A 12222-nucleotide genomic window follows, 5' to 3' on the forward strand; every position below is an offset into this window, starting at 1 on the left:
CATCAAACGAGCGAAGCACTCGCTCGCTCATGGGTTTCGGATCAAGGCTGCGATCAGGTGCTCGACGTGGCCGCCGCGGCTATGTTCGCGCCGATCGAAAGCGTTTTGCTTGGCCTCATATTCGGCATAGACGGCCTGGATGCGACGCCGGGCCTCGCGACGCGTCTGGTAGCAGGACGGGTCGTTGGCGATCCGCAGGCCGGTGATCGACTTTTCGGTGGTGCGCATCATCTGCCTGGCGATGCGCCCATGCGTTTCCTCATGGCCGCGAACGCCGGCGAAAAACCGGCTCCAGCGCCGCTTCAGTGCCGGCGTCATGGGCGAGGCAATGCGAGGGAAGGTGTAGAACAGATTAAGCGTGCCGTTGACCCGCCGCAGCCGGCAGAAGCCGTTGTCCTGACCTCCGCCGAGATCCCAGTCGACGGTATAGGCAGTCGTGGCGATGGCATGCGTCATGAAACCGTGCTTGGGGCCTTTGCTGTCCATCGCGTCGATGAAGGCCGCGCCCGAGCTTCCGGTAACGTCGTAGGTCCGCGTCTGGATAACTGCCCTGGTGCCGGCAAAGGCTTCTGGAGCGCATAGCGTCCCGATAGCAACGAGGCATGTCAGAACGGTCCGGCGCATCGGCCTTTCTCCTTATCCCTGGAGAAAGAACCATAGACCGGGGGCCGTTTCAACGTCCCTGCTGGCCTGGACACCCCTTGCGGCCAGCCCCGACCCACGTTTTTTGCTGCCGCCGGTCCAAGCGAGCCGGCGGCGCGAGGTCACATACCCTGGTAGACAGGGCCTTCGCCGCCCTGGGGCGGTACCCAGTTGATGTTCTGGTTCGGGTCCTTGATATCGCAGGTCTTGCAGTGGACGCAGTTCTGCGCGTTGATGACGAAGCGCACATCCTTCGCCGATGGGTCGGCCGCGGCATTACCATCCTTGTCGACCCATTCGTAGACGCCCGCCGGACAGTAGCGTGTCGAGGGTCCGGCAAAGACATCGTGTTCGAAACGCTTCTGCAGGTCCATGTCGCCGACCAGCAGGTGGACCGGTTCGTTTTCCTCGTGATTTGTGTTGGACAGGAACACGGAGGACAGGCGGTCGAAGGTCAGCACGCCATCGGGCTTCGGATAGGTGATCTTCTTGTGCTGGGCGGCAGGCTCGAGCGTGGCGTAATCGGCCTTGCCGTGCTTCAACGTGCCAAAGGGCGAGATGCCGAACAGCGTGTTCAGCCACATATCGAGGCCGCCGAGGCTGACGCCGACGATGGTGCCGAAGCGCGACCAGAGCGGTTTGACGTTGCGCACTTTCTTCAAATCCTTGCCGATGTCGGTCGCGCGCCAGGCTTCCTCGTAGGAGGCGAGCTCGTCATTGGCGCGGCCAGCGGCAATTGCTTCGCTGACATGCTCGGCCGCCAGCATTCCCGACAGCACGGCATTGTGGGAGCCCTTGATGCGCGGCACGTTGACGAAGCCCGCGGCACAGCCCATCAGCGCGCCGCCGGGGAAGGACAGTTTCGGCACCGACTGCCAGCCACCCTCGGTGATGGCGCGCGCGCCATAGCCCAGCCGCTTGCCGCCTTCGAACGTAGCCGCGATCGCCGGATGGGTCTTGAAGCGCTGGAATTCCTCGAAAGGCGACAGATAGGGGTTCTTGTAGTTGAGGTGGAGAACGAAGCCGACCGCCACCTGGTTGTCCTCCAGATGGTAGAGGAACGAGCCGCCGCCGGTCTTCATGTCGAGTGGCCAGCCGAAGGAATGCTGGACGAGACCCGGCCGGTGGTTCTCCGGCTTGACCTGCCAGAGTTCCTTGAGGCCGATGCCATATTTGCCGGGCTCGCGGCCGTCGGAAAGCTTGTATCTGGCGATCAGCTGCTTGGCGAGCGAGCCGCGCGCGCCCTCGCCGATCAGCACATACTTGCCCATCAGCGCCATGCCGGGCGCGAAGCCCGGACCGTGCGTGCCGTCTTTCTCGACGCCCATGTCGCCGGTGACGACGCCGGTGACGGCGCCTTCGTCATTGTAGATGAGGCCGGTGGCGGCAAAGCCAGGATAGATCTCGACGCCAAGCGCCTCGGCCTTGCCGGCCAGCCAGCGGCAGACATTGCCGAGCGAGACGATGTAGTTGCCGTGATTGTTCATCAGCGGCGGCATCAGGATGTTGGGCAGGCGGAAGGAGCCGGCGGGCCCGAGCACCAGGAAATGGTCCGCCGTGACCGGCGTCTTGAAAGGATGGCCGTCCTCCTCGCGCCAGCCCGGCAGCAGCCGGTCGATGCCGATCGGATCGAGCACGGCGCCCGAAAGGATATGGGCGCCGACCTCGCCACCCTTTTCCAGCACGACGACGGAAAGCTCGGGATTGACCTGCTTGAGGCGGATGGCCGCGGCAAGGCCGGCCGGTCCGGCACCGACGATGACCACGTCGAATTCCATGCTTTCGCGTTCGATATCGCTCATCAACCCCTCCGCACTGGCTTGCCGCTGTTACCTATCTTGCTGGCTCTTGCGCTGCATAGCGCATCAATTGACGACAGGAAACCGGCGCATACGTGACAATGCGGATTTGGGCGGATTTGGGCGGATTTGGCCAAAAAGTCGCGTATCTTGCGGCCCGGCCGCCGTTGCTGCCCGATGAGATCCGCGGCGCCCCGCGTTTTTTTGTTTGTTCGACGGCTTGCTTATCGGCCATACTTCCCGACATGCGCATTCCTGGCCCAGTCGGCTTTTCTTCAACGCGCTTTCTTTTCCCGCCCCGCCGGGCCTGCCGGGCGGTTCTTATGGCACTTCTGATGTTGGCACCTTGTTACGCCGCCGCGGACGAGGTGAAGGTCTGGGTGACAGGCGCCTACTCCTTCTCCGACGAACTTGGCGGCTTCCGCATCACCGGGGCCTCCGGCATCGGAACCAAGGACGATCCGCTGGTCATCACCGAAGAGCTGAATTCGGCGACACCGGTGACGTTGACCATCCGCACCACGAAGCCGATCCAGACATTCGGCAAGGCGGGCGAGTTCGCCAATGGCATCATGTATATGCGCATTGACGTGCTCAACAACAGCGGCCAGGCCTGGATCGAATTCCAGTTCGAGCTTCAGGAGACACTGGATCAGCCGAGCGTGTTCGGCGACGGGCTTTCGTTCGACCAACGCAACAAGACACCCGACAATATCTGGTCGAGCAATTTCGCCGATTTCGACCGCGACTTCGAACCCTATGACCGACTGTTGTTCAAGAACGGCAAGGTCGACCCGCTGAAGACCGCCAGTTTCGAATTCCTGGTGACCGACTACACGCCGCGATGGACTTTCTACCTGGTGCAGGATCCGCGCATACCGACGGGATAGGGCAAGCCGCCGGCCTTGCAAATTTCGGCCATGCGGACGAATGTGCGCGCCATGACTGCCGCCCCCAACAGCCCGACCGAAATTGCCGACATCCTGGCTTTCTATGCCAGCGCCGGCGTCGATGAGGCGCTGGAAGACGCTCCGGTGAACCGCTTCGCCGAGGCGGCGCCGAGGCCTGTCGAGCGCGCGCCGGCGCCCTTGCCGTCGCCTCGCGAAGACAAGACGCCGGAGCGGCCAGCAGCATCGTCCGGGTTGGATGCAAGCAAGGTGCCGGATGCGCCGGTGCGCACCGTGTCCGCCACCGCCACCGTCCCCGACGAGGCGCAGGCCGCCCTCGCCCGGCAAATGGCGACAAGCGCCTCCACACTCGAAGAGCTTCGCCAGCACATGGCTGCCTTCGACGGCTGCAATCTCAAGGCCACCGCCAAGAACCTGGTGTTCGCCGATGGAAATCCTCAAGCCGCGGTCATGCTGGTCGGCGAGGCGCCGGGCCGTGACGAGGACATAGAGGGTCTGCCCTTTGTCGGCCGCTCCGGCCGGCTGCTCGACCGCATGCTGGCCGCGATCGGTCTCGACCGTTCTTCCGTCTACATCGCCAACGTCATTCCATGGCGGCCGCCGGGCAACCGCACGCCGACGCCGCACGAGACCGAGATCTGCCGGCCGTTCATCGAGCGGCAGATCGAACTGATCAATCCCAAGGTGCTGGTCAATCTCGGCGGGCCGTCGGCGAAAACCCTGCTCAACACCTCGGAAGGCATCCTCAGGCTGCGCGGCAACTGGCGTGCCCACACCACGGCTTCCGGCATAGTCATTCCGGCTATGCCGACGCTGCACCCGGCCTATCTCCTGCGGACGCCGGCGCACAAGAAGCTGGCCTGGCGAGATTTTCTCGAGGTCAAGGCGAAACTGAAGGCGCTAGGGTGAATAGCCGATCCCCCCCTCGTGGGGGAGATGTCCGGCAGGACAGAGGGGGGGCGCGAAGGAACGCCGGCCTTTCTCTTGGTCCCGCATGGCAAGGAACTGCCGAAAGCGACATGTCGGCGGGACAGCGCCCCCCCTCTGCCTTGCCAGGCATCTCCCCCACAAGGGGGGGATTGGCCGTCATCTCCGCTTTCGCCGATCTCGGAATAGATACTGTAGCGATAACCTCCAAGGTAATTGAAATCCCTCCCCCGCGGCCTTAGTCCTTCCTCATGACGACAGCCCAAACCTCCGCCGGCAGCCTGATCCGCGAATGGCGCACGCGCCGCCGCATGAGCCAGCTCGACCTCGCCATGGAAGCCGATATCTCGCAGCGCCATCTCTCCTTCGTCGAAAGCGGGCGTGCCGCGCCCTCGCGCGAGATGGTGCTGCATCTGGCCGAGCAGCTTTCGATCCCGCTCAGGCAGCGCAACCAGCTGCTGCTGGCCGCGGGCTTCGCGCCGAGCTTCGGCGAACGGCCGCTCACCGATGCCACGCTCGCGCCGGCGCTTTCCGCCGTCGAGACCGTGCTCAAGGGTAATGAGCCGTTTCCGGCGCTGGCCGTCGACCGGCACTGGAACCTGGTTTCGGCGAACGCGGCGATTAGCCCCTTCCTCGCCGATGTCAGTGAGGCCTCCTTGCTGGCGGCGCCGGTCAATGTGCTTCGCCTCAGCCTGCACCCGGGCGGCATCGCGCCGCGCATCGTCAACCTCCAGGAATGGCGCACGCATTTGCTCGAGCGCCTCAAGCACCAGAATGACGCCACCGACGACCCCGTGCTGATCGATCTGGAGCGCGAATTGCGCGGCTACCCATCCGGCTTGAAGGGCAGCCGGCCGGCGCCTGTCGAGCCGAATGCCATCGTGCATCCGCTCAGGCTTGCGCATGGCGACCAGGTTCTGTCGTTCATCAGCACCATCACCGTGTTCGGCACGCCGCTCGACGTAACGCTCTCTGAACTGGCGATCGAATCGTTCTTCCCGGCGGATGAGCAGACACGGACGGTGCTGGTGCGGCTGGCGAGGGAACGGGCCGAACGGTCCTGACTACCCCTGTGGCAGCGCCGCCTTGCGGGTGCGGGTGCGCTCCAGCCCGAGTTGGCGCTCGCGCCAGATGATGAAGATGCCGGCGGCTACCACGATCACACCGCCGACCAGCGTGCTCAGCGACGTCACGTCGCCGAAGACAAAGTAGCCGACGACCACGCCGAGGATCATCGAGGTGTATTCGAACGGCGCCACCACCGAGGCTTCTGCATGGCGATAGGCCGAGGTCATCAGGATCTGGCCGAGGCCACCGCAAAAGCCAGCCATGATGAGCAGCGCGGCTTGCACCGGCGTCAGCGATTGCCAGCCGAAAGGCAGCGTCAGCAGCGAGAGCACACTCGCTGTCGACGAGAACCATAACACGATGGTCGCCGTCCTCTCCGTCTGCACGAGGTTGCGCACAAGCAGCATGGCGACGGCCGAGATCGCCGCCGCCACCAGCGCCGCCATGACGCCGAGGACCTCCTGATCGTCGAGCGCTTCATCCGAATTGAGCAGAGTGAGTTCCGGCCAGGAAATAATGAGCACGCCGACCAGACCGACTGCCACCGCGCTCCAGCGGTAGACGCGGATCGTCTCGCCAAGGAAAACGAAGGAGAACACCACGACCAGCAGCGGCTGTGCATAGTTCAGGGTGATTGCCTCCGGCAGCGGCAGCCTGGTGAGCGCGAAGAAGCCAAGCCCCATGGCGCCGACGCCGACAATACCGCGCGCGATGTGGTTGAAGGGACGTTTGGTGACGAATGCCGTCGGCAACTGTCCCTTAAATGCCAGAAAGGCAATGATCGGGAAGATGGCAAAAAACGAGCGGAAGAACACGATCTGCCCGGCCGGCACCTCGCCGGCCGCCTTGATGCAGGTTTGCATGCCGACGAAAACCGCGACGGACACGATCTTCAGGGCAATGCCCCTCAGCGTGTCGTGACCGCCCGCCGTTTCTGGTGCTGCCCCCGCCCTTGATGTCACCTTGGCGCCGCTTCCTGGATGGTCGCCCAGATGCGCGCTGGTGTAGCCGGCATCTCGATATGCCTGACGCCATAGGCGCGCCAGAGCGCATCGGTGACCGCGTTGAGCGCCGCCGGTGTCGAGCCGATCGTGCCGGCCTCGCCCGCGCCCTTGATGCCCAGCGCATTGGTGGTCGACGGCACGTTGCGGGTTTCGAAATGGAAGAACGGGAAATTGTCGGCGCGCGGCATGGCGTAGTCCATGAAGCTCGCCGTCAGCAATTGCCCGTCCTCGCCATGCACGGTATTTTCAGTCAGCGCCTGGCCGACGCCTTGCACGACGCCGCCATGAACCTGACCGGCGAGCAGGAGCGGGTTCACCGTGACGCCGAAATCGTCGACGATGGTGTAGCGGACGATCTCGGTCGTGCCGGTGTCGGGATCGATCTCGACCTCGCAGACATGGGTGCCATTCGGATAGGTGCATTCGTCCTGGACGAACTCGCCGAACCCCTTGAGGTCATCGGGGTTTTTCGCGGCCTTGGCGATGGTGGAAAAATCGATCGTGCGGTCGGTGCCGACGATGCGGGCAACACCGTCGGACAGCTCGATGTCGCTGGCGGAAGCCTCCAGCTCGTCGGCGGCGATGCGCTTGATCTTGTCGGCCAGATCCTCGCCCGCACGGGAAGCGGATACACCCCCGAGCGGAATCGAGCGCGAGCCGCCGGTGCCGCCGCCGGCCTTCAATTCGTCGGTATCGCCCTGGCGGACATGGATCTTGTCGATGTCGAGATTGAGCTTTTCCGACAGGAACTGCGCATAGGCGGTGGCATGACCTTGTCCGTTGGTCTGGGTGCCGATCTTGAGCGTCACCGTGCCGTCGCCATTGAGCTCGACGAATGCCGGCTCGGAGCCCGGAAAGGCGCAAGCCTCGATGTAAGTCGCCATGCCGATGCCGCGGATCTTGCCGCCGGCCTTCGACTGTTCGAGCCGCCGCGGAAACGCCTTCCACTCAGACCGTTCGATGGCACGCTCCATATGGCCCTCGAACTCACCATTGTCGTACAGGCGGCCGGTCTGCGTGCGATAGGGAAACTGCTCCGGCCGAATGAAATTGCGGCGGCGGATCTCTTCGACGGGCAGGCCGAGATCATGGGCACAGGCATCGACCAGCTTTTCCAGCAGGAAGGCTGCCTCCGGCCGGCCGGCGCCACGATAGGCATCGACGGGACAGGTGTTGGTGTAAAGCCCGGTCACCGTGACATCGAGCGCCCTGATGTCATAGACGCCGGTCGACATGGTGACGCCGATATAGGGAATGAACGGACCGTATTGCGAGACATAGGCGCCCATATTGGCCAGCAGATCGACCCGCATGCCGAGGAAGCGGCCATCCTTGTCCAAAGCCATCTCGGCCGTCACGGCATTGTCGCGGCCTTGCGCGTCGGTCAAAAAATGTTCCGTGCGGTCGCCGGCCCATTTCACCGGACGGCCAAGCCGCTTCGCTGCCTCCAGCACCAGCGGATACTCGCGATAGACGAAGCTCTTCGGCCCAAAACCGCCGCCGACATCCGGCGTGATGACGCGCAGCTGGTTCTTCTTGATCTTGAATACGCTGGCCAGGATGTACTGCATGGAGTGCACGCCTTGCGACCCGGTGGTCAGCACGAAACGGTTCTCACCGACGTTCCATTCGCCGATCGCGGAGCGCGGCTCCATGTAATTGCAGACCAGCCGGTTGTTGACGAACTCAATGCGAGTGACATGAGCCGCCCTGGCGAAAGCCGCCGCCGTCTTGGCCTTGTCGCCCATGTGGTAGGTGAAGGCGCGGTTGGAGCCGAGCTCGGGCCACACCAGCGGCGTGCCTTCGGCAAGCGCGGTCGCCGTGCCGGACGCAGCATCCTCGCTGTCATAATCGACATCGATCAGTTCGGCGGCATCCTGCGCCAGGGCACGGCTGTCGGCGACAACAAAGGCAACGGCATCGCCGACATAATTGACGCGATCACGGCACAGGACCGGAATGTCGCGGGTCGGCGCCTTGGTGCCGTCGGGCTGTTCCTGCATGACGCCGGATTTGAGATCGCCGAGATGGGCAATATCCTTGGCCGTCAGCACCAGATGGACGCCTGGAGCCGCCTTGGCTGCATCGGTCGAGCCGACGGTGAAGCTGGCCTTGGCCACCGGCGAGCGCAGGACATAGCCGTGCAGCACGCCGGCCGGCTGGATGTCATCGGTATAGCGGCCCTGCCCCTGGATGAAAGCGGCATCCTCGCGCCGCAACACGGAAGCGCCCATCCCGAACTTCGGTGTGACGATGGTCATGACTGCCTCGCGATGCTGGAAAGGAAGGCCTGAAATAGGCCCTGTCGCAGTTTTGTCGAGGGGCTGTTTCGTGTAAAGAGCGCGGACTTCAAATTTCTTGGATCAGCGGAAACAATCCGCCTCCAACGCAATCGACAGGAAAAAACCCGGAATGCGCACCGACACAGGCCAGGTCTTCAAACTCGAAGACTATCGCCCCAGCGACTACCTCATTCCGGAAACGAACCTTGAATTCCGTCTCTCGCCACAGGCAACGATCGTCACCGCAACAGTGACGATCGAGCGTCGCGACGGCGTTTCGGTGTCGGCTCCGCTGGTGCTCGATGGCGATGGGCTGGTGCTCAAGCGCATAGAGATCGACGGCAAGAAAGTGAAACCCGCCGACCTGCTGGCCAGCCCTGACCAACTCACCATTCTCAAGCCGCCGGCAGCGCGCCGTTTCCAGTTGCGCATCGAAACCGAGCTGGCACCGGCGGGCAATGAAGCGCTGATGGGTCTCTATCGCTCGAGCAATGTCTATTGCACGCAGTGCGAGGCCGAGGGCTTCCGCCGCATCACCTATTTCCTCGATCGCCCCGATATCCTGTCCGTCTACACGGTGCGGATCGAGGCCTTGCGTGACGAGGCGCCGCTGCTTCTGTCCAACGGCAACCCGGTCGACAAGGGCGACCTCGGCGATGGCCGGCACTACGCCGTGTGGCACGATCCCTTCCCCAAGCCGTCCTATCTGTTCGCGCTTGTGGCCGGCAATCTCGGCCAGGTCGCCGACAGTTTCGTCACGATGTCGGGCCGCACGGTCGAGCTCGGCATCTATGTCGAACCCGGCAAGGAGAAGCTCGCCGGCTACGCCATGGATGCGCTGAAGCGATCGATGCAATGGGACGAGGAGGCGTTTGGCCGGGAATACGACCTCGACGTCTTCAACATCGTCGCCGTGTCCGACTTCAACATGGGCGCTATGGAGAACAAGGGCCTCAACATCTTCAACGACAAATACGTGCTGGCCGACCAGGAGACCGCGACGGATGCCGATTTCGCCAATATCGAGGCGATCATCGCGCATGAATATTTCCACAATTGGACAGGCAACAGAATCACTTGCCGCGACTGGTTCCAGCTTTGCCTGAAGGAAGGGCTGACGGTCTTCCGCGATCACGAATTCTCCGCCGACCAGCGCTCGCGCGCGGTCAAGCGCATCGCCGAGGTGCGCACGCTGCGCGCGCACCAGTTCCCCGAGGACCAGGGTCCGCTGGCGCATCCGGTGCGACCGCGCCGTTACCGCGAGATCAACAATTTCTACACGGCGACGGTCTACGAGAAGGGCTCCGAAGTGGTGCGCATGATCCGCACCATTCTCGGCCCGGATGCCTTTCGTGCCGGCATGGACCTCTATTTCGAGCGGCATGACGGTGAAGCGGCGACGATCGAGGATTTCATCAAAGTGTTCGAGGATGCGTCCGGCCGCGACCTGTCGCAGTTCGCGCTCTGGTATCATCAGGCCGGCACGCCCAATCTGACGGTCAGTTCGGCGCACAATCCGGCCTTGCAGGAATTCACGCTCGAGATCGAACAGTCGGTGCCGCCGACACCCTCCGAAAGCCGCAAGCGGCTGATGCACATCCCGCTCGCCTTCGGGCTGATCGGAGCCGGCGGCAAGCCGGTGTCGTACAGCGGCGTCGAGGGCGCCAGCGTCGACGACGGCGTCATCCATGTCCGCAAGCGCCGACACATGGTGCGTTTCTCTGGCGTGGCGGAACGCCCGGCGGTGTCGCTCAACCGCGGCTTCTCGGCACCGGTGACGCTGTCGGTCGAGCAGAAGGCCGACGACCAGTTCTTCCTCGCCCGCCATGACAGCGACGCCTTCTCGCGCTGGCAAGCCTTCAACACGCTGCTCACCGACACGCTGATCACTGCCTTCCGCGAGATCCTCGGCGGCAAGCAGCCGGTCTTCGCGAAACGGCTGACCGAACTCGCCGGCAGCATTGCCGGCGACGAGACGCTGGAGCCGGCCTACCGGGCGCTGGCACTGGCGCTGCCCGGCGATGCCGACATCGCCCGCGACATCGGCAGGAACATCGATCCCGACGCCATCCACACGGCCCGGCAAGCCCTTGCGCTCGCCATCGGCACCGCCAATGGCGCGGTATTTTCCGGCCTCTACGACAGTCTTGCCGACAGGACCGCGTTCAGCCCCGACGCGGCGAGCGCTGGACGACGCGCCCTGCGCAACACTTTGCTGGATTATCTCTCGTTGCTGCCTGGCGGCGCGGCATTGGCCGCCGGGCATTTCCAGTCGGCGACCAACATGACCGACCGCGCGGCAGCCCTTGGCGTGCTCGCGCATCGACACCACGGTTCGCCGGAGGCAAAAAAGGCGCTGGCGGCATTCGAAACGAAGTATGCGTCCGACCCGCTGATCATGGACAAATGGTTCCAGATCCAGGCCAGCGTGCCGGGGCCGCAGGCGGTGGACACGGTCCGGGCGCTAACCGCTCATCCAGCCTTCTCGATGGGCAATCCAAACCGGGTGCGCTCGCTGATCGGCACATTCTCCAGCGCCAACCAGACCGGCTTCCATCGCCCCGACGGCGAAGGCTACCGGTTTTTCGCGCAGACGGTGCTCGAGGTCGAAAAGCGCAACCCGCAAGTGGCGGCAAGGCTGGCAACGGCGCTCAGGTCATGGCGTTCGCTCGAGCCGGGCCGCCAGGCCAAGGCCCGGGAAGCGCTGCTTTCGATCGCCAATGCCGAAAACCTGTCGGCGGACTTAAGGGACATTGTCGAGCGTACGCTGGCTTAGATGAGGGCTCTGCTTCCTATCGAAAGGCTTCCGTGCCCAGAGTCTGTCAAACCGACTGATGAGGCTGTGCCTTAGCGGTCAACTCGATTCCAAGGGCCTTCATCACAGCGATTGTCGTTTTCAGGGTCGGATTGCCGTTCTCACTGAACGAACGATAAAGCTGTTCACGCGAAAGCCCTGTCTGGCTTGCTATTTGGGCCATGCCCTTGGCGCGGGCAACGACACCCAGAGCATGCGCGATATAGCCGGAATCTTCGGAAGCAAACGCCTCCGCCATGAATGCCGCAATCGCTTCATCGGAGGTCAGGCCTTCAGCCGGATCAAAACTTGTCAGTTTTTCAGTCATCTCATTCGCTCCATTCTTGTGCCAGACGTTTCGCCGTCTTGACGTCCTTTTTCTGGGTGCCTTTGTCGCCGCCGCACAGAAGGACGATGAACGTGTTGCCCCGCTTCTGGAAATAGACGCGGTAGCCGGGACCATGGTGGATACGCAACTCACTTATCCCCTCTCCCACGGGCTCAACGTCTCCCGGATGGCCATACGCAAGACGGTCAAGCCGGGCAAAGATCGCGCCACGAGCGCGCTCATCCTTTAGTCGCGTCCACCATTTTCGAAACGTTTCGGTCTGCTTCAGATCGATCATACGGTGATGTAGTTTATAAACTACATTTTGTCAAGGAAGCCTGGGTCGAGCCGCTTCGGCATTATTTTAGTCGATTTTTAATCTTTTTTCGCCGGAGCACTGGACAAGGCGAATCACCTTTGATTCTTTAATGGCGATTCGGAAGTGCGGTGTTGCCGGATCGTCAAGCCTG

The 12222-nt window shown here is 63.1% G+C and carries 10 protein-coding genes; 4 read left to right on the top strand and 6 right to left on the bottom strand.

Annotation, left to right across the window (positions count from 1 at the left end; all coding sequences use genetic code 11):
* Positions 1–27: 27 nt before the first annotated feature.
* Both AC0NIH_RS26245 and AC0NIH_RS26250 read right to left on the bottom strand, forming a co-directional pair.
* A complete protein-coding gene (locus AC0NIH_RS26245) occupies positions 28–624 on the bottom strand; it encodes a DUF922 domain-containing Zn-dependent protease (protein ID WP_473462538.1) in 597 nt (198 codons plus the stop codon).
* 140 nt (positions 625–764) lie between these two features.
* Entirely contained in the window at positions 765–2444 is a 1680-nt protein-coding gene (locus tag AC0NIH_RS26250; RefSeq protein ID WP_473462540.1) for an electron transfer flavoprotein-ubiquinone oxidoreductase, read from the bottom strand.
* Positions 2445–2686: 242 nt separating this feature from the next.
* On the opposite strand from AC0NIH_RS26250, the gene AC0NIH_RS26255 reads away from it, so the two are divergent.
* The 3 genes from AC0NIH_RS26255 (at position 2687) to AC0NIH_RS26265 (ending at position 5340) form a co-directional block, all read left to right on the top strand.
* A complete protein-coding gene (locus AC0NIH_RS26255; RefSeq protein ID WP_473462543.1) occupies positions 2687–3331 on the top strand; it encodes a hypothetical protein in 645 nt (214 codons plus the stop codon).
* 51 nt (positions 3332–3382) lie between these two features.
* The gene (locus tag AC0NIH_RS26260; protein WP_473462545.1) at positions 3383–4258 is read left to right on the top strand and encodes a uracil-DNA glycosylase; all 876 of its coding nucleotides are present in this window, start codon (positions 3383–3385) and stop codon (positions 4256–4258) included.
* Positions 4259–4527: 269 nt separating this feature from the next.
* Positions 4528–5340 (top strand): helix-turn-helix domain-containing protein, encoded by an 813-nt coding sequence (locus AC0NIH_RS26265; RefSeq protein ID WP_473462548.1) that lies wholly within the window; start codon positions 4528–4530, stop codon positions 5338–5340.
* On the opposite strand, the gene AC0NIH_RS26270 is transcribed toward AC0NIH_RS26265, so the two are convergent.
* Positions 5341–6306 carry a DMT family transporter gene (locus AC0NIH_RS26270; RefSeq protein WP_473462550.1) on the bottom strand — a complete coding sequence of 322 codons (966 nt, stop codon included), beginning with the start codon at positions 6304–6306 and terminating at the stop codon, positions 5341–5343. It lies immediately after the preceding gene.
* Positions 6303–8609, bottom strand: coding sequence for a xanthine dehydrogenase family protein molybdopterin-binding subunit (locus AC0NIH_RS26275; RefSeq protein WP_473462553.1), 2307 nt, complete (start codon positions 8607–8609; stop codon positions 6303–6305). The genes AC0NIH_RS26270 and AC0NIH_RS26275 overlap by 4 nt, the downstream gene beginning before the upstream one ends.
* A 151-nt stretch (positions 8610–8760) precedes the next feature.
* Here AC0NIH_RS26275 and pepN point away from each other — a divergent pair, with 151 nt between their 5' ends.
* Positions 8761–11406: an aminopeptidase N gene (gene pepN / locus AC0NIH_RS26280; protein ID WP_473462556.1), complete on the top strand. Its 2646-nt coding sequence runs from the start codon at positions 8761–8763 to the stop codon at positions 11404–11406.
* A 46-nt stretch (positions 11407–11452) separates the two neighbouring features.
* Here the strand turns inward: pepN and AC0NIH_RS26285 are convergent, their stop codons facing one another.
* Complete coding sequence (locus AC0NIH_RS26285; RefSeq protein ID WP_224688238.1) at positions 11453–11752, bottom strand: addiction module antidote protein; 300 nt, start codon at positions 11750–11752, stop codon at positions 11453–11455.
* A gap of 1 nt (position 11753) precedes the next feature.
* Positions 11754–12050 carry a type II toxin-antitoxin system RelE/ParE family toxin gene (locus AC0NIH_RS26290; RefSeq protein WP_473462560.1) on the bottom strand — a complete coding sequence of 99 codons (297 nt, stop codon included), beginning with the start codon at positions 12048–12050 and terminating at the stop codon, positions 11754–11756.
* Positions 12051–12222 lie beyond the last annotated feature (172 nt).

The organism is Mesorhizobium sp. WSM1386 (assembly GCF_055901595.1).

Coding starts and splice junctions, on each gene's coding strand:
- AC0NIH_RS26290 (WP_473462560.1), bottom strand. CDS start 12,050: ATGATCGATCTGAAGCAGACCGAAACGTTTCGAAAATGGTGGACGCGA.
- AC0NIH_RS26250 (WP_473462540.1), bottom strand. CDS start 2,444: ATGAGCGATATCGAACGCGAAAGCATGGAATTCGACGTGGTCATCGTC.
- pepN (WP_473462556.1), top strand. CDS start 8,761: ATGCGCACCGACACAGGCCAGGTCTTCAAACTCGAAGACTATCGCCCC.
- AC0NIH_RS26275 (WP_473462553.1), bottom strand. CDS start 8,609: ATGACCATCGTCACACCGAAGTTCGGGATGGGCGCTTCCGTGTTGCGG.
- AC0NIH_RS26265 (WP_473462548.1), top strand. CDS start 4,528: ATGACGACAGCCCAAACCTCCGCCGGCAGCCTGATCCGCGAATGGCGC.
- AC0NIH_RS26245 (WP_473462538.1), bottom strand. CDS start 624: ATGCGCCGGACCGTTCTGACATGCCTCGTTGCTATCGGGACGCTATGC.
- AC0NIH_RS26255 (WP_473462543.1), top strand. CDS start 2,687: ATGCGCATTCCTGGCCCAGTCGGCTTTTCTTCAACGCGCTTTCTTTTC.
- AC0NIH_RS26260 (WP_473462545.1), top strand. CDS start 3,383: ATGACTGCCGCCCCCAACAGCCCGACCGAAATTGCCGACATCCTGGCT.
- AC0NIH_RS26285 (WP_224688238.1), bottom strand. CDS start 11,752: ATGACTGAAAAACTGACAAGTTTTGATCCGGCTGAAGGCCTGACCTCC.